This is a genomic window from Streptomyces sp. NBC_00249 (assembly GCF_026342355.1).
Taxonomy (GTDB): Bacteria; Actinomycetota; Actinomycetes; order Streptomycetales; family Streptomycetaceae; genus Streptomyces.
In genome coordinates, this window is sequence record NZ_JAPEMV010000003.1 from 85,538 (window position 1) to 100,864 (window position 15,327).

A 15,327-nucleotide genomic window follows, 5' to 3' on the forward strand; every position below is an offset into this window, starting at 1 on the left:
GCCGCACCCGTCGCAGCAGTACGCACACGAACTGGGGGGTTCATGCGTAGATCCAGAGGTCCGGCGGCCGCTCTCGCCCTGTCCCTGGCCGGCTCCGGCGCCTTCCTCGGCCTCGGTCTCGGCCTCGCCCCGCAGGCCGCGGCGATCACCCCGCCCGTGGCCTTCACCGCGGACGCGCTGCCCACCTGGCAGCCCAACGGGGTCGTCTGGGCCCTCGCCGAGGCCGGCGGCACGGTCTTCGTCGGCGGCACCTTCTCCGCCGTACGCCCTCCGGCGGGCGCCGCCGGGAGCGAGCACGAGGCGGTCAACTTCGCGGCCCTCGACGCCGCGACCGGCGCCCCGACCTCCTGCACCCTGTCCTTCACCGTCGCCGGCGGCACCGCCACCGTCCGCGCGCTGACCCTCTCCCCGGACAAGAAGACCCTCTACGCGGGCGGCTACTTCGGCGCCGTCAACGGCACCCCGGTCTCCAGCATCGCCGCCGTCGACGTCGCCACCTGCACGGTCCGGCCGGGCTTCCGCCCGGCCTTCGCCGCCACCGTCCGCGCCATCGCCGTCACCGGCGACACCGTCTACGCGGGCGGCGACTTCCTCACCGTCGCGGGCCAGCCCCGGCAGCGCTTCGCCGCCGTCGACGCGGCCGACGGGGCCCTGCGCCCCTTCCGGGCCGACGCCGACGAGCCGGGCCGCGCCGTCGAGGTCACCCCGGACGGCTCGAAGGTCCTGCTCGGCGGGGACTTCTTCACCGTCAACGGGACGGACACGCACGCGCTGGCCGCCGTCGACGCCACCAGCGGCGCCCTCACCAGGGCCTATCCGGGCTTCATCGAGACCAACTCCGTCGTCAAGGACATCGCCACCGACGGCACCGGCTTCTACACCGCCAACGAGGGCACCGGCGGCGGCGTCTTCGACGGCCGGATCGCCCTGAACCTGGCCGACTTCGGCCAGCGCTGGCGCGATACCTGCCTGGGCGCCACCCAGGCCGTCCTGCCGTACCGGAACGTGCTCTACAGCGCCTCGCACGCGCACGACTGCTCCAGCGTCGGCGAGTTCCCCGACGGCCAGCGCCACCACCTCCTCGCGCAGCCGACCACCGCCACCGGCAAGCTGGGCTGGGCCCCCGACACCAACGACGGCATCGGCGAGGGCATCGGCCCGCGCGTGATGACGGTCGGAGCCAAGGGCGGTGCGGACTACCTGTGGGTGGGCGGCGAGTTCACCACCGTCAACGGGGCGGCGCAGCAGAGCCTGACGCGCTTCTCCTCCACGAACGACACGGGCGCGCCGACCGTTCCCGTGGCGAGCGCGACCGCCTTCCGGCCGGGCGAGGTCCAGGTGCGCTGGCGCACCAGCCTCGACCTCGACGACAGCGCGCTCACCTACCGGATCTACCGCGACGGTGCGGCCACCCCGGTCGGTACGGTCACCGCGGACTCGCTGTTCTTCAAGCGGCCGCAGGCCTCCTGGACGGACACCACCGCCCAGGCAGGCCAGTCGTACACCTATCGGGTGACGGCGACCGACGCCGCGGGCAACGTCAGCGCCGCGTCGTCGGCGGCGGCCGTGACGGTGCCGGGCTCCGCCGACGCCTACCCGAGCCAGGTCCGCGCGGACGGCGCCCAGCTGTTCTGGCGCTACGACGATGCGGCCCCGCCCTACGTCGCGGACTCCTCCGACGGCAACCAGGCGGGCGTGCACCACAACGCCCCGGCCCTGCGCCAGTCGCCCGGCGCCGTCACCGGTGCGAGCACCGCGATCGGCTTCGACGGCACGAACGCCCACGTGTACGGCGACCGCCGGCAGACGGTCGGCAGCACCTACAGCATCGAGACCTGGTTCAGGACGGGCACCACCCGGGGCGGCAAGCTGATCGGCTTCGGCAACCAGCAGATCAACGGCAGCAGTCAGTACGACAAGCACATCTACATGACCAATGACGGCCGGCTCGTCTACGGGGTCTACACCGGAGCCACCCGCACCGTCACCACCGCCGCCTCCTACAACGACAACCAGTGGCACCACGTCGTCGCGACCCAGGGCCCCGGCGGGATGACCCTGTACGTGGACGGCGCCCAGAAGGGCACGCTGAACGTCACCACCCACGAGAACTTCTCGGGCTACTGGCGGGTCGGCTTCGACGGCCTCGGCGGCTGGCCGGACCGCCCCACCAGCGAGCACTGGGCGGGCCAGCTCGACGAGACCGCCGTCTACCCGGCCGTCCTGAGCGCGGCGCAGGTGCAGAACCACCACGCCCTGGCCTCCGCCCCGGCCGACTCGGTCGTCCGCGTCACCGCGGCCGAGGACACCTACGCCAACGCGGGCGCCCTGGACGGCAACTACGGGACCTCCGGCTCCCTCGCGGTGCGCGGGACCTCCCTCTACACGAGCTACCTGCGCTTCGACCTGCCGGCCGCACCCGCCGGCACGGTGCTCAAGTCGGCCGCGCTCAGCGTGAAGACCAGCACCATGGGCGGCGCCGGCACCACGGACACCGTCTCGGTCGTCCCCGTCACCGGCGCGTGGACGGAGGGCGGGACCACGTACAACAACCGCCCGGCGCCGGGAGCTCCGGCCCTCGGCAGCTTCCCGGGGATCCCGGACGGCTCGGCGGTCCACACCGCCGGGCTGAACACCGCCACCGTCGCGGGCGCCCTCGGCAGCTCCTGGAGCCTGGCGCTGACCAGCCCCGGGACCGACGCCCTGTGGCTGTGGTCCTCGGAGGCCGCGGCGAACGAGGGGACCCCTCAGCTGACGCTGACCTTCGGCAAGCCGTAGCGCCCGGCAGGGGTACGACACGGGGGCGCGGACCGGCCGGGGTCCCCGCCCCCCTGGCGCGCGGGCGCCCTGCCGAAGGGGCTCTTCCGCCGCTAGGGTCCCCCGTGTCCGCCACCGGCCACTGGTCCAGGGGGGAACCACCTGATGGCTAGCTCACCCATGCCCGCGTTACCGAAACCGCTCCGAAGCGGCCTGTCCCGGCTCGTCCTCGCGCTCGCCGCGGGGATCGGCCTGGTGATGGCCGGCCCGGGAGCCGCCCACGCCTCGCAGACCGTCGAGGTCCCGGCGCCCAGCACGAGCGTGGTCTCGCTGTCCGCCTACTTCCACGGCGCGATCGTGCCCCGCACCTACGACCCCGACCCGTCGGCGTACTACGGGGACCGCAGGTGCCTCCTCAAGTACCACGAGTACCTGCCCACCGAGGGCTGCGGCGGCTTCCGCCTGGACGTCACCCTGCACAATGTCCGCAACAGCCCCGGCTACCAGGCCGGGCTGGGCAGCACCGACTACCGCTTCCGGGCCAGTGCCGACACCGCCCGCACCTTCCGCTGCGTCCGCCAGGACGGGGGCTCCGACCGCAAGGACGACGTCGTCGTACGGACGGTGGGCACCGCCCTGGCGCCCGTGTACTTCTACGCGGAGTCGGGATACATCCTCCACCAGTTCCGTGAGTTCCCGGACAGCGACTACGGCCCGCAGTTCTACCTCAACTTCCCGCCCGAGCAGATCAACTGCCCGGCGGGCACCAAGGCGAGCCAGTACGGCCTGAAGGTCACCAACCTCACGGTCGCCATCGACGACGACAACGTGTTCGGCCGCACGGCCTGGGTCCACCCGGGTGCGCTCTACGCCTGACCGCCGTGGTGCACGTGCGCCAGGACCTGCCGGAGCAGGTCGGCGACGTGCGCGTCGTGCAGCTCGTAGACCACGCTGCGCCCGTCGCGCCGGCCGGTCACCAGATCGAGGTGGCGCAGCAGGCGCAGGTGGTTGGAGACGGTGGGCTGGCCGAGGCCGAGCGCCTCGGCCAGTTCCCCGAGTACGCCATGGGCCGCGCCCGGCGCTCCATCGAAGCCCTGGGCGCCCTCGCCCCGCGCACCGCCCTCGCCCCGCGCACCGCCCTCGTCCGGCGGGCCGACGGCGGGAGCACCGAGGTGCCCGTGGAGGAGCTCGCCGTCGGGGACACCGTCCTGGTCCGCCCGCACTCCCGGATCCCGGCCGACGGCTTCGTCTCCGCCGGCGCCGGCAGCGTCGACGAGTCCGCCGTCACCGGGGAGAGCGTCCCCGCCGACAAGACCCCCGTCGCCGACCGGGCCGCCGCCCTCGCCGACCCCGCCACGACCGAGGACTCCGGCCGGGTCCACGCGGGCACCGTCAACGGCGCCGGCTCCCTGGAGATCGTCGTCACCCACCTCGCCGCCGACAACACCCTCGCCCGCGTCGTGCGCATGGTCCAGGACGCCGAGGAGCGCACCTCACCCACCCAGCGGTTCACCGACCGCTTCCAGAAGGTCTTCGTCCCCGGCGTCCTCGCCCTCGTCGCCGTCCTGACGGCCGTCGGCGCCCTCAGCGGCGAACCCTTCACCGACACCTTCTACCGGGCCATGGCCGTCCTCGTCCCCGCCACCGCGCTGGGCCTGGGCATCGGCCCGGCCGTCCTCGTCCACGAGGGCTCGACGCTGGTCGTCGTCGCCAACGCCCTGCGGCTGCTGCGCTACCGCGACCGCACCTGAGACCCGGCCCGCTCAGCGCGGCGGTTCCACCTCCAGGAACCGCCGCCCGCGCGGCCCCCGGTAGAGCAGGCACTCCCAGCCGTGCCGCTCCAGCTCCGCCGCACAGGCCGCCAGCCGCTCCCGCTCCTCCTGTACGGCGCCGCCACCGGGCGGGCCCGCCCAGGTCACCTCGACCCGGTCCGCCCCCGGCGCCACCCGGTACCCCGTCCGGACCCGGCCGCCCCGCCCGTCCAGCGCCGACGGCGGGAACCCGGCCGCCTCCAGTACGAGCGCCACCGCGCGCGGCGCCATCCGCAGCTCCCACGCGGCCGGGACGCCCACCCCGCCGCCCGTGAGGCGGCGGATCTGCAACAGCCCCTCGTACGCGGTGCGCAGCTCCGCCGCCCGCGCCGCCCCGGCGACGGCGGATTCCGGACCGTCCCCGGAGGCCGGCTCGAAGCCCTGCCCCTGCCCGTTGCCGTGGGTGTCAGGCACCCCGCACCACCCTTCGTCCGCCCGCTTCTGAGTACCACGTGCCGGGCGGCCTGAGTATCCGCCCGGATCCGCCGCCGGGCGGCCGTTGATGGAATGACGGCATGACCTCAGGGACCACGACGGGCGCCGCGAACGGCACGCACCGCCCGCGCATGCAGCACGTCACCACCGCCGGTTCCGCGCTCGCCGTGGCGCTGGTGCCCCTCGTGGTCGGGGTCCTGCTGGCCAAAGGGCTCGCGGCCGACCCGCACGCCCCGGTCAACGCCCTGATCAGCGGCGGCGGCCAGCGCGCCGGGCTGCCGCGCGCCGAGTGGCGCCGCCGCGGCCAGGCCACCGCGCGGCGGCTGCGGACGGCCCGCGAGGGGACCGCCCGCCGCTGCGCCGCCGTCCGCGAGCGCCGCCGGGCCGTCAGGAGGCCAGCGGCTCCTGGAGCTCGGTGACCCACAGGTCCCGGTCCTCGGGGCAGGCCAGGGTCAGCTCACGGGCGTACCCGGACGCCGCCGAGCGGTGACCGTTCTCGTCGATCCACCGCGCCAGGGCCTGCGCCGTCGGCAGCACCCCGTCCATCGAGCCCCGGTGCACCACGGTCGCCGCCCGCTCGACCCCGGGCAGCTCCACGATCCGCACCCCGCCCCCGAGGTCCTCGGCGCGGACCGCCGCCGCCACGGGGAGCCCGGCGTGCACCAGGACGGATCCCGGTCCGCCGCCGGGAGCGTCCTCGTAGTAGGCGGTGCCCGGGCCGGCCGGGACCACCCCGGCGGTCTCGATCCGGCCGCACAGCTCCTCGTACAGGGGGCCGATGACCGGCCCGATGTCCTGCGGCTCGTAGCTCGCCGCGACCCCGCTCAGTTCGGCCAGCCGGACGGGCGGCAGGCTCTTGACGACGATCTCCTCTGCGGGCATGGTTCCCTCGCTCTCGATGGTCCGGAGCCTCGTCTCGACCTGGGTGAGGCGGGCGGCGGCCTCCGCCACGGCGGCCTCCAGTTCCGCCCGGCGCAGCCGCAGCATCCCGCGCAGCTCCTGCGCGCTCACCTTCTCGTCGAGGACGGCCCCCACCTGTTCCAGGGTGAAGCCGAGCTCCTTGAGCGCGATGACACGGTTGAGGCGGGCCAGCTGCCCGGCCTCGTAGGAGCGGTAGCCGCTCACGGGGTCGACACGTGCCGGGCGCAGCAGTCCGAGGGCGTCGTAGTGACGCAGCATGCGGACCGACACCCGGCCGTGCTTGGCGAAGTCTCCGATGGTGAACATGACTGCTCCAGTGGACGGCCTGACACGGTGTGAGGGTCAAGCCTGCCGGAGAGGGGAGCCGCGCCGGCGGGAGGGGCGGCCGGTCAGCGGCCGAACTGGCGCAGGCACAGGTCGACGACCGAAGGCGGCACCGTGCCCTCCGCCGCCGCGCACAGCTCCTGCGCCCCGGGCGGCCGCGGAACCGCCTTGCGGGGGTTCCGGGGCGGCGCGGGCAGCCGTACGCGCCGGGGCGCGGCGGGCTTCGTCCGCCGTTCGGCGGGCGGGCGGGCCTTCCCGGCGGGCTCCACGGCGGTCGGACGCGGCTCCGGCCGGGACTCCGCACCGGGGACCTCGCCCAGCGGCAGGGGGAGCTCCGGCAGGGCCCCGGCGGGGCGGCGCCCGTCGGACGGCTCCTCCGGGTCGGGCACGTCCGGTGCGTCCAGGGGCGGTACGGAGCCCCGCGCCGGGCCCGGAACGCCGGACTCCGGGCCGACGGAGACACAGCCGGCGCTCGCGAGGAGCGCGAGGAGCGACAGGGGCAGGGCGGCCCGGCGTAACTGCATCCGACCACCATGCCGTAGTCCGGGGACCACGGACCCACGCACCTCACGCGTCCGGGTGACGGAGCCGGGGCCCCGCGGTGCCGGATCGCCGTTGCCGAATCGATCCTTCACCCGGCGGCCAGAAACGGCCCCTCCGGTCGCACAATGGCCACGAACGCGATCGGCACGGCACGGCAGTGCGGGCGATGGGGGAGGCGCGACCCCCCGAGCCTGGTGCCGCCGTGTCCCGTTCACCCGTCCGCAGGACTTCCTGCCCTCCCGCGTACACGGAGTGCCGAGCATGACCGAACCAGCCGCGTCCAGCGTTCCCGAACCCGCCCCCGAACCCGCCCCCGAACCGAATGCTCTGAAGGGCTGGGCGGCCGTCGCCGCCGTCTCCCTCGGGATCTTCTGCCTGATCACCTCCGAACTCCTCCCGATCGGACTCCTCACCCCCGTCGGCGCCGACCTCGGCGTCTCCGACGGCACCGCCGGGCTCATGGTCACCGTCCCCGGGATCGTCGCCGGGTTCTGCGCACCGCTCGTCACCGTCGGCGCCGCCCGCCTCGACCGGCGCCACGTCCTGTGCCTCCTCATCGCCCTGACGGCCGCCGCCAACCTCGCCGCCGCCCTGGCCCCCGGCTTCGCCGTGGTGCTGGCGGCCCGGCTGCTCGTCGGGGTCGGCGTCGGCGGGTTCTGGGCCCTCGCGGGCGGGCTCGCCGCCCGGCTGGTGCCCGCCCGGCACGTCGGCCGGGCCACGGCCCTGATCTTCGGCGGGGTCCCCACCGCCTCCGTCCTCGGCGTCCCCGCCGGGACCCTGCTCGGCGAACTCGGCGGCTGGCGGACCGCCTTCGCCGCGGTCGGCCTCCTCGGCGCCGCCACGACGGCCGCACTGTTCCTGCTGCTGCCCGAGCTGCCCCCCGCCCGGCCCGTCACCTTCCGCGAACTGCCCGCCCTGCTGCGCCGCAACCGGGGCGTACGGGCCGGCGTGGCCGTCACCTTCCTGGTCGTCACCGGCCAGTTCGCCGCCTACACCTTCGTCCGGCCGATCCTGCGCGACGTCTCCGGCGTCGACGCCGGCCACGTCAGCACCCTGCTCCTCGGCTACGGGATCGCCGGAGTCGCCGGGAACTTCCTGGCCGGGCCGCGCGACCCCCGCCGTACGCTGCTCACCGTCAGCTCCGCCCTCACCGTGGTGCTGGCCCTGATCGCCCTCCTGCCGGGGGCCGTCGCCGGGACGGCCCTGCTGCTGGTCTGGGGCCTGGTCTACGGCGGGGTCTCCGTCAGCCTGCAGAGCTGGATGATCAAGGACGCGCCCCGGGCGGCCGAGGCGGCGTCCTCGCTGATGGTGGCCATGTTCAACTTCGCCATCGCGGCCGGGGCGCTGGCCGGCGGCCTCGCCGTGGACCGGGTCTCGGTGCCCGCCGCCCCGCTGACCGGCGCCGCCCTGATGCTGGCGGCCGCCGCCACCGTGGCGCTGAGCGGCCGCCACCGCCGGGACCGGGCCGCGCCCGTACCGGACCACCGCCCGGCCGGCGGGCTCCGGCCCGGGGGCCTTCCGGGAGGCCGGGTCAACTGAACCGGGGGGCACGGGAGTCGGGTCCGTACCGTACAGAACGGATGGATGGGGCGGATCGGGCACGCGGCTTGACCGGAGTGGGCCCGGACGGAAAGAGTCCGCTCGAGAGCCACCGTTTGCGCCGCACTTCGGAGACCCCCCAGATGCCGATATCCGTCCGTTCCCCGCTCGTCTTGCTCGTGCTCGGGGGCTCGCTCGTGCTGGGCGGCCCGGCCGGAGCCGCGGCCGCCGAGCCGGCCGCCCACGCGGCCGGGGCCACGGCGACCTGCACCGGCGGGCCCGGCGTCACGGGGGCCGACCGCGAGAGCGCGGGCTGCCTGCCCGCAGGCCCGGCCCCGGCGGCTTCGGCGAATCCGTCCCGGAGGACCCCCGGGCCGTCGGCGTCCGGCTCCGCGTCCGCCTCCGCGTCCCGCTCGTCGGCACCCGGGAAGGCCGCGCGTTCCAGCGCCCCCGCAACGGCTCCGACCCCGACCCCGACCCCGACGCCGACGCCGACCCCGACCCCGTCCGCGAGCGGCACCGGGGGTGCGGGCGGTCCCGGCGGCCCGGGCGGCTCGCCCGGTGGCTCGAGCGGTGACCTCGCGCTGACCGGCGCGGGCAAAGCGGTCCCGCTCGCCATCGGCGGCGCCACGGTGCTGGCCCTGGGAGCGGGCATGGTCCTCGTCGCCCGGCGGCGCAGGGCCTGACCGGCCGGACGGGGGCCGGTTCCGCACCGCCGCACCGGCCCCCGCCCCTGCCGGGAGACACCATGTCCCCAGAACCCGAAGAGCCCGGGACCACCCCGGACGACCGCCTGCTCGTACGCCCGTACGTGACCCCGTCCGGGCGCACCTCCGCCTCGACGGCCCCCGCCTGGCCGCTCGGCCCCGACCTGCCCGTACCCGTACCGGCGCCGACGTCCGGGACCCCGTCGGCCCCGGCGGCATCCGCCGCGCCCCGGGACCGCCGCGCCCCGCGACGGCGGAGCCGCCTGCCGCTGGCCGCCCTCGTCCTGCTGGCGCTGGCCGGGGCGGGCGCCCTGGTGTTCCTGCCGGGCGGGACCGATCCGGAGCCCGCGACGGCCGCGCCGCACCCCGGGCTGTCCCTGCCGGCGCTGCCCGCGCGCATCCCCGGGGCCGGGGAGTCCTCCGAGGCCGCCCGGCCGTCCACGACTCCGTCCGGGCCGTCCGCCTCGGCGTCCGCGTCCCGCTCCGCCTCGGCCCCGCCGTCGCCGACCCCGGCGGCCACCACCGCCAAGCCGTCGCCGCCCCCGCCGAAGCCGTCCGGGACCCTGCGCCCCGGTGACAGCGGGCCCGCGGTGCGCCAGCTCCAGGAACGCCTCTACGGGCAGGGGTTCACGTACGTCTCGTCGACCGGGGTCTACGACAAGCACACCGAGCGGGGTGTCGCCCAGCTCCAGCGGGACCGGGACATCAAGGGCGACCCGAGAGGGGTCTACGGTCCGGCCACGCAGGCGGCCTTCGGCTGAGTGGTGAGCGGTGAGCGGCGGGGGCCGGGCGGCGGGCGTCCGGGCGGGACCGTCACCGGCCGCCGGAGACCCGCAGCACCGCCCCCGTGGTGTAGGCGGCGTCCTCGGACAGCAGCCAGGCGATGGCCCCGGCCACCTCGCGCGGCAGGCCCGGCCGCCCCAGCGGGATCCCGGCAGCCGCGCGGGCGGGCCGGCCGGGATCGCCCATCGCCGCGTGCATGTCGGTCTCGATGATACCGGGGGCCACGGCGTTGACCCGGATGAGATCCGGTCCGAGCTCCTTCGACAGGCCGACGGTGAGCGCGTCGACGGCGGCCTTGGTGGCCGCGTAGTGCACGTAGTCCCCGGGGCTGCCGAGGGTAGCGGCCGCCGAGGACACGTTCACGATGGCCCCGCCTCCGCCCTGCGCCATGTCCCGCGCGGCCCGGCGGCAGCAGAGCAGGTACCCGAGGAGGTTGACCTCCACCACGCGCCGCAGGTCCTCGGTCCGGGCGTCCGCCAGACGGCCCAGGGGGCCGGTCACCCCGGCGTTGTTGACCAGCCCGGTGACCGCGCCGAGTTCGGCCCCGGCGATGTCGAAGAGCCGCTCCACCGCGCACTCCCCGGAGGTGTCACCGCGTACCGTCACGCACCGGGCGCCGGTCTCCCGTACCCGCCGCGCCGTGTCCTCGGCGGCCCCCTCGTCCCGGGCGTAGCCGAGCACCAGGTCGTGGCCGTCGGCCGCCAGGCGCAGGCAGGTCGCCGCCCCGATACCGCGGCTGCCACCGGTGACCACCGTGACCGGGCGACGTGACATGGGGACCTCCTGGAACGGGAACGCGTACGCGGGCACTGCCGTGCGCGCGGCGCAGGCTAACACTCCGATATCCGCTGGACCAGCGTAAATGGCTCCCCGACAGTGGTCCGCAGACCGAACCCCCACCGAGCGCCCCGAGGAGCCGCACCATGTCCACCCTGCGCGTCACCGTAGAAGAACTGACCGTCCACGAGCACCCGAACGCCGACGCCCTGGAACTGGCGCAGGTGGGCCTCTACCGGGCCGTCGTCGCCAAGGGGGCCTACCGCACCGGCGACTTCGCGCTCTACATACCAGAACAGGCCGTACTGCCACCCGAGTTGATCGAGGAGCTGGGTCTGACCGGGCGGCTCGCCGGAAGCTCCCGCGACCGGGTCAGGGCGGTCCGGCTGCGCGGTGAGCTCTCGCAGGGGCTGGTCTGCCGCCCCCGCGCCCTGGACGGCGTGGACCTGGCCGTGGCCGCGAAGGAGGGCGCCGACTTCGCCGAGGCGCTGGGCATCGTCAAATGGTCGCCGCCGGTCCCGACGACGATGGACGGGGAGGTCGAGGCGGCCCCCGACCTGCTGCCGTGGGTGGACGTGGAGAACCTCCAGCGCTACCCGCAGATCTTCGAACCGGGGGAGCCCGTCGTGCTCACGGAGAAACTCCACGGCACGGCCAGCCTGCTGACGTACGTCGCCGACGACGGGCGGGTCCTGGTCTCCTCCAAGGGCTTCGGCTCCAAGGGACTGGCCCTCAAGGAGGACGAACGCAACCTCTACTGGCGCGCCGTACGCGGGCACGGAGCCCCGCAGGCCGCCGCCCGGCTGGCCGAACGGCTCGGCGCGACCCGGGTCGGGATCTTCGCCGAGGTCTACGGGTCCGGGGTGCAGGACCTGGCGTACGGCGCCCGGGCCGGCTCGGCCGACGCGCCCCCCGGATACGCCGTCTTCGACGTGTCCGCCGAGATCGACGGCCAGGTGCGCTGGCTGGACCCCGCCGAGGTGCTCGAGGACGGCGAACTGCCGCTCGTACCGAGGCTCTTCGAAGGCCCCTACGACCTGGAGCGGGTCCTGGAGCTGGCGAGCGGCCGGGAGACCGTCTCGGGTGAGGGCCTGCACCTGCGCGAGGGCGTCGTCATCCGCCCGGCTGCGGAGCGCTACAGCCCGGTCGTCGGCGGCCGCGCCATCGCGAAGGCGGTCAGCCCGGCCTACCTGACGCGCAAGGGCGGCACCGAGTACGAGTGAGACCGGCGGGGCGGGCCGGTCGGTGTGGGGCGGGGCCTCGGCGCGGCATGCGGTCACGGACCACGGCCGCCGCCCCGCGGGCCGCGGCCAGCACCGACCGGTCCCCGCCACCCGGCTGACGTGGCGTGCCGCGCCGCGCGGGCCGCCGCGTGGTGGGATGGGGGGCGGGGGTGGCTCACGGACGGCACACGGAGAGGTCGCGAAGATGTCCGAGAACACCATGCGGGCGATGGCGTACGAGACGTACGGCGGGACGGAGGTGCTCGCCGAGACCCGGCTGCCGCTGCCCAAGGTCGCGCCCGGCGAAGTCCTCGTGAAGGTCCGCTGCGCCTCGGTCAACCCCGTCGACTGGAAGATCATGGCGGGGCACCTCGACGGCCTGATGGACGTCGTCCACCCCGTGGTCCCCGGCTGGGACGTCGCCGGCACGGTCGAACGCGTCGGCATCGACGTGCCCGAGTACGCGGTCGGCGACGAGGTGATGGCCTACGCCCGCAAGGACTACGTCCACGGCGGGACCTTCGCCGAGTACGTCAGCGTCCCCGTACGCGCCCTCGCGGCCAAACCGGCCTCCCTCGGCTGGGCGGAGGCGGCGGGGCTGCCGCTGGCCGGGCTCACCGCGTACCAGCTGCTCACCCGGCTCGGCACCGGCAAGGAGGACACCGTCCTCGTCCACGGCGCGGCGGGCGGCGTCGGTTCCTTCGGGGTGCAGATCGCCCGCGCGGCCGGCGCCCGCGTCATCGGCACCGCCTCTCCGCGCAACCACGACCGGCTGCGCGCACTCGGCTGCGAGCCCGTCGCTTACGGGGACGGGCTCGCCGAGCGGGTCCGCGCCCTGGCCCCCGACGGGGTCACCGTCGTCGCGGACTTCGTGGGCGGGGTCCTCGACGCCACCCTCGCGGTCCTTGCCGACGGCGGCCGGCACGCCTCCATCGCCGACCACACGGTGCTCGGCGCGGGCGGCCAGTGGATGTGGGTCCGGCCCGTCGGCGAGGACCTCGCGGCACTGGGCCGCCTCGCGGACGAGGGCCGGCTGGCCGTCGAGGTCGCCGCGACGTTCCCGCTGTCCGAACTGGCGGCGGCGTTCGCCCTCAGCCAGGAGGGCCACACGGCCGGCAAGATCGTCGTCGAGGTCTGACCCCCCTACGCCGCCGAGCCGTCCACACCCCCCGGCTCCACCGGCCCGCCGCCTCCGGCGGTACGGGTCAGTACCAGCGCTGGTTGTCGCCCCAGTGGCAGTCCCACTGGGTGACCGGAGCGCCGTTGTCCTTGCTCCAGCCGCCTATCTCCAGGCACTTGCCGCTGTTCACGTTGACGAGGTAGGCGGTCTGGTCCTGGCCGCCGGCCTCGTACACCTTCCACTGCTGGTTGGCGCCGCCGTGGCAGTCCCACTGGCCGATGGCCGCGCCGTTGGCGGTGGACCAGCCCTGGACCTCCAGGCACTTGCCGCTGTTCCCGTTGTAGATGAGCTGACCGGAGCCGGACGGCGCGCCGACCCACAACTGGTTGTTGCCGCCGTGGCAGGCCCACTGGTTGACACCGGCGCCGTTGGCGGTGGACCAGCCGCCCACTTCCAGGCACTTGCGGCTGTTGTAGTTGGCCACCAGGTTCCACCGCGACAGGTCGACGGCGGCCGCCGCGGGCGAGGCGGGCAGGGTCAGCGTGATCACCAGGGCGCCGACGGCTGCGCCCAGGGTGCGGCGGACGTTCTTGGCTGCTGTGAATCTCATGGGTTCTCCTCAGAGCTAGCGGTGTGGGCTAGTACCAGGCCTGGTTGTCGCCCCCGTGGCAGTCCCACTGGGTGGCCGGGGCGCCGTTGTCCGTGCGCCAGCCGCCGATCTCCAGGCACTTGCCGCTGTTCACGTTGACCAGGGTCAGCACGAATTCGCCCGGGTTGGGCACGCGCCACTGCTGGTTGGCGCCGCCGTGGCAGTCCCACTGGCCGATGGTGGCGCCGTTGGCCTTGGACCAGCCCTGGACCTCCAGACACTTGCCGCTGTGCCGGTTGTAGATGAGGTACCCGCCCCCGTAGGGGGCCCCGAACCATTCCTGGTTGGCACCCGGGTGGCAGTCCCACTGGTTGACTCCGGCGCCGTTGGCGGTCGACCAGCCGCCCACTTCCAGGCACTTGCTGCTGTTGAGGTTGAGCAGCAGGTCCCACCGGGACAGGTTGGCGGCGGCTGCGGGGGAGGCGGGCAGGACGAGGGAGATGAGCAGGGCGCCGATGGCCGCGCCCAGGGTGCGGCGGACGTTCTTGGCTGCTGTGAATCGCATGGGGTTCTCCTGGAGGGGGCCGGCGGTGTGGACTAGAGCCACGACTGGTTCTCGCCCCAGTGGCAGTCCCACTGGGTGGCCGGGGCGCCGTTGTCGTAGCTCCAGCCGCCGATCTCCAGGCACTTGCCGCTGTTCACGTTGACCAGGGAGAAGGGGTAACCGCCCGAACGTATCTGCCACTGCTGGTTGGCGCCGCCGTGGCAGTCCCACTGGCCGATCTGGGCGCCGTTGGCCTTGGACCAGCCCTTGACCTCGAGGCACTTGCGGCTGTGAGCGTTGTAGATGAGGGCCCCCGAGCCGTAGGGGACCGCGAGCCACTTCTGGTTGTTGCCGTCGTGGCAGTCCCACTGGTTGACGCCGGCGCCGTCGGCGGTGGACCAGCCGCCCACTTCCAGGCACTTGTTGCTGTTGAGGTTGACCACCGTGACCCACCCGTTCATGTCGAGGGCGGCTGCGGGGGAGGCGGGCAGGACGAGGGAGATGAGCAGGGCGCCGATGGCCGCGCCCAGGGTGCGGCGGAGGTTCTTGGCTGCTGTGAATCGCATGGGGTTCTCCTGGAGGTTGGTGGTGAGGACTAGTACCAGACCTGGTTGTCGCCCCCGTGGCAGTCCCACTGGGTGGCCGGGGCGCCGTTGTCGGTGCGCCAGCCGCCGATCTCCAGGCACTTGCCGCTGTTCACGTTGACCAGCTGCAGGACGCCTTCGCCCAGGTAGATGGGCTTCCACTGCTGGTTGGCGCCGCCGTGGCAGTCCCACTGGTCGATGGTGGCGCCGTTGGCCTTGGACCAGCCGGCCACCTCGAGGCACTTGCCGCTGTGGGCGTTGTAGATGAGGGCCGCCCCGTCGCCGTAGGGGACCCCGCGCCACTTCTGGTTGTTGCCGTCGTGGCAGGCCCACTGGTTGACTCCGGCGCCGTTGGCGGTGGACCAGCCGCCCACCTCAAGGCACTTGACGCTGTTGTAGTTGGCCAGCCAGTACCACTCGGACAGGTCGGCGGCGGAGGCGGGCGCGGCCGGCAGGGCCAGCGAGATGAGCACAGCGCCGCCGGCGGCACTCAGGACGCGGCGGACGGACTTGGTGATGTTCAGGCGCACGAAAAAATCCCCCTCATGCAGCCGATCGAGGTCGGCTTTCGGTGAAATCGAAGCTGACCATAAGTGATCTTGACCCCTGTAGGCGAGCCGTCTCATCTTTCGGTCTCGCCCATGAGCATGTGTCAGGCAAGGTTGCGGCT

The 15,327-nt window shown here is 74.5% G+C and carries 18 protein-coding genes; 9 read left to right on the forward strand and 9 right to left on the reverse strand.

The window, feature by feature from the left end; genetic code table 11:
- The first annotated feature begins 42 nt into the window (after positions 1-42).
- Positions 43-2,778 carry a DNRLRE domain-containing protein gene (locus tag OOK31_RS14710; protein WP_267012958.1) on the forward strand — a complete coding sequence of 912 codons (2,736 nt, stop codon included), beginning with the start codon at positions 43-45 and terminating at the stop codon, positions 2,776-2,778.
- 144 nt (positions 2,779-2,922) lie between these two features.
- Complete coding sequence (locus OOK31_RS14715) at positions 2,923-3,633, forward strand: hypothetical protein (RefSeq protein ID WP_267012959.1); 711 nt, start codon at positions 2,923-2,925, stop codon at positions 3,631-3,633.
- On the opposite strand, the gene OOK31_RS14720 is transcribed toward OOK31_RS14715, so the two are convergent.
- A complete protein-coding gene (locus tag OOK31_RS14720) occupies positions 3,624-3,806 on the reverse strand; it encodes a metalloregulator ArsR/SmtB family transcription factor (RefSeq protein ID WP_323188225.1) in 183 nt (60 codons plus the stop codon). The genes OOK31_RS14715 and OOK31_RS14720 overlap by 10 nt on opposite strands.
- Positions 3,807-3,821: 15 nt before the next feature.
- Between OOK31_RS14720 and OOK31_RS14725 the strand changes: the two genes are divergently transcribed.
- Positions 3,822-4,508, forward strand: a complete 687-nt coding sequence (locus OOK31_RS14725; protein WP_267012960.1) for a hypothetical protein — start codon at positions 3,822-3,824, stop codon at positions 4,506-4,508.
- Between the two features lie 12 nt (positions 4,509-4,520).
- On the opposite strand, the gene OOK31_RS14730 is transcribed toward OOK31_RS14725, so the two are convergent.
- Positions 4,521-4,982 carry a hypothetical protein gene (locus OOK31_RS14730; RefSeq protein ID WP_267012961.1) on the reverse strand — a complete coding sequence of 154 codons (462 nt, stop codon included), beginning with the start codon at positions 4,980-4,982 and terminating at the stop codon, positions 4,521-4,523.
- A 101-nt stretch (positions 4,983-5,083) separates the two neighbouring features.
- On the opposite strand from OOK31_RS14730, the gene OOK31_RS14735 reads away from it, so the two are divergent.
- Positions 5,084-5,422 (forward strand): hypothetical protein, encoded by a 339-nt coding sequence (locus OOK31_RS14735; RefSeq protein WP_267012962.1) that lies wholly within the window; start codon positions 5,084-5,086, stop codon positions 5,420-5,422.
- Here the strand turns inward: OOK31_RS14735 and OOK31_RS14740 are convergent.
- On the reverse strand, positions 5,391-6,230 hold the full coding sequence (locus tag OOK31_RS14740) for a MerR family transcriptional regulator (protein ID WP_267012963.1): 840 nt from the start codon (positions 6,228-6,230) through the stop codon (positions 5,391-5,393). The genes OOK31_RS14735 and OOK31_RS14740 overlap by 32 nt on opposite strands.
- Positions 6,231-6,313: 83 nt before the next feature.
- Positions 6,314-6,772: a hypothetical protein gene (locus OOK31_RS14745; RefSeq protein ID WP_267012964.1), complete on the reverse strand. Its 459-nt coding sequence runs from the start codon at positions 6,770-6,772 to the stop codon at positions 6,314-6,316.
- 280 nt (positions 6,773-7,052) lie between these two features.
- On the opposite strand from OOK31_RS14745, the gene OOK31_RS14750 reads away from it, so the two are divergent.
- From OOK31_RS14750 to OOK31_RS14760, 3 genes are all read left to right on the forward strand, one after another.
- A complete protein-coding gene (locus tag OOK31_RS14750) occupies positions 7,053-8,330 on the forward strand; it encodes an MFS transporter (protein WP_267012965.1) in 1,278 nt (425 codons plus the stop codon).
- Positions 8,331-8,473: 143 nt separating this feature from the next.
- Positions 8,474-9,016 carry a hypothetical protein gene (locus OOK31_RS14755; protein ID WP_267012966.1) on the forward strand — a complete coding sequence of 181 codons (543 nt, stop codon included), beginning with the start codon at positions 8,474-8,476 and terminating at the stop codon, positions 9,014-9,016.
- 62 nt (positions 9,017-9,078) lie between these two features.
- On the forward strand, positions 9,079-9,798 hold the full coding sequence (locus OOK31_RS14760) for a peptidoglycan-binding protein (RefSeq protein ID WP_267012967.1): 720 nt from the start codon (positions 9,079-9,081) through the stop codon (positions 9,796-9,798).
- Positions 9,799-9,850: 52 nt separating this feature from the next.
- Here the strand turns inward: OOK31_RS14760 and OOK31_RS14765 are convergent, their stop codons facing one another.
- The gene (locus tag OOK31_RS14765) at positions 9,851-10,594 is read right to left on the reverse strand and encodes an SDR family oxidoreductase (protein ID WP_267012968.1); all 744 of its coding nucleotides are present in this window, start codon (positions 10,592-10,594) and stop codon (positions 9,851-9,853) included.
- A 149-nt stretch (positions 10,595-10,743) separates the two neighbouring features.
- Here OOK31_RS14765 and OOK31_RS14770 point away from each other — a divergent pair, with 149 nt between their 5' ends.
- Complete coding sequence (locus tag OOK31_RS14770) at positions 10,744-11,820, forward strand: RNA ligase (ATP) (RefSeq protein ID WP_267012969.1); 1,077 nt, start codon at positions 10,744-10,746, stop codon at positions 11,818-11,820.
- A gap of 220 nt (positions 11,821-12,040) precedes the next feature.
- Entirely contained in the window at positions 12,041-12,958 is a 918-nt protein-coding gene (locus OOK31_RS14775) for an NADP-dependent oxidoreductase (RefSeq protein ID WP_267088284.1), read from the forward strand.
- Between the two features lie 67 nt (positions 12,959-13,025).
- On the opposite strand, the gene OOK31_RS14780 is transcribed toward OOK31_RS14775, so the two are convergent.
- From OOK31_RS14780 to OOK31_RS14795, 4 genes are read right to left on the reverse strand one after another with little or no spacing between them, the layout of a single operon-like run.
- Complete coding sequence (locus tag OOK31_RS14780; protein WP_267012970.1) at positions 13,026-13,550, reverse strand: RICIN domain-containing protein; 525 nt, start codon at positions 13,548-13,550, stop codon at positions 13,026-13,028.
- Positions 13,551-13,578: 28 nt separating this feature from the next.
- Positions 13,579-14,094 carry an RICIN domain-containing protein gene (locus OOK31_RS14785; protein WP_267012971.1) on the reverse strand — a complete coding sequence of 172 codons (516 nt, stop codon included), beginning with the start codon at positions 14,092-14,094 and terminating at the stop codon, positions 13,579-13,581.
- A gap of 32 nt (positions 14,095-14,126) precedes the next feature.
- Positions 14,127-14,639, reverse strand: a complete 513-nt coding sequence (locus OOK31_RS14790) for an RICIN domain-containing protein (RefSeq protein WP_267012972.1) — start codon at positions 14,637-14,639, stop codon at positions 14,127-14,129.
- Between the two features lie 29 nt (positions 14,640-14,668).
- Complete coding sequence (locus tag OOK31_RS14795) at positions 14,669-15,187, reverse strand: RICIN domain-containing protein (RefSeq protein ID WP_267012973.1); 519 nt, start codon at positions 15,185-15,187, stop codon at positions 14,669-14,671.
- Between the last annotated feature and the right edge of the window lie 140 nt (positions 15,188-15,327).

Coding starts and splice junctions, on each gene's coding strand:
- OOK31_RS14775 (WP_267088284.1), top strand. CDS start 12,041: ATGCGGGCGATGGCGTACGAGACGTACGGCGGGACGGAGGTGCTCGCC.
- OOK31_RS14745 (WP_267012964.1), bottom strand. CDS start 6,772: ATGCAGTTACGCCGGGCCGCCCTGCCCCTGTCGCTCCTCGCGCTCCTC.
- OOK31_RS14750 (WP_267012965.1), top strand. CDS start 7,053: ATGACCGAACCAGCCGCGTCCAGCGTTCCCGAACCCGCCCCCGAACCC.
- OOK31_RS14765 (WP_267012968.1), bottom strand. CDS start 10,594: ATGTCACGTCGCCCGGTCACGGTGGTCACCGGTGGCAGCCGCGGTATC.
- OOK31_RS14785 (WP_267012971.1), bottom strand. CDS start 14,094: ATGCGATTCACAGCAGCCAAGAACGTCCGCCGCACCCTGGGCGCGGCC.
- OOK31_RS14780 (WP_267012970.1), bottom strand. CDS start 13,550: ATGAGATTCACAGCAGCCAAGAACGTCCGCCGCACCCTGGGCGCAGCC.
- OOK31_RS14790 (WP_267012972.1), bottom strand. CDS start 14,639: ATGCGATTCACAGCAGCCAAGAACCTCCGCCGCACCCTGGGCGCGGCC.
- OOK31_RS14755 (WP_267012966.1), top strand. CDS start 8,474: ATGCCGATATCCGTCCGTTCCCCGCTCGTCTTGCTCGTGCTCGGGGGC.
- OOK31_RS14740 (WP_267012963.1), bottom strand. CDS start 6,230: ATGTTCACCATCGGAGACTTCGCCAAGCACGGCCGGGTGTCGGTCCGC.
- OOK31_RS14710 (WP_267012958.1), top strand. CDS start 43: ATGCGTAGATCCAGAGGTCCGGCGGCCGCTCTCGCCCTGTCCCTGGCC.
- OOK31_RS14735 (WP_267012962.1), top strand. CDS start 5,084: ATGACCTCAGGGACCACGACGGGCGCCGCGAACGGCACGCACCGCCCG.
- OOK31_RS14725 (WP_267012960.1), top strand. CDS start 3,822: ATGGGCCGCGCCCGGCGCTCCATCGAAGCCCTGGGCGCCCTCGCCCCG.
- OOK31_RS14770 (WP_267012969.1), top strand. CDS start 10,744: ATGTCCACCCTGCGCGTCACCGTAGAAGAACTGACCGTCCACGAGCAC.
- OOK31_RS14715 (WP_267012959.1), top strand. CDS start 2,923: ATGGCTAGCTCACCCATGCCCGCGTTACCGAAACCGCTCCGAAGCGGC.
- OOK31_RS14760 (WP_267012967.1), top strand. CDS start 9,079: ATGTCCCCAGAACCCGAAGAGCCCGGGACCACCCCGGACGACCGCCTG.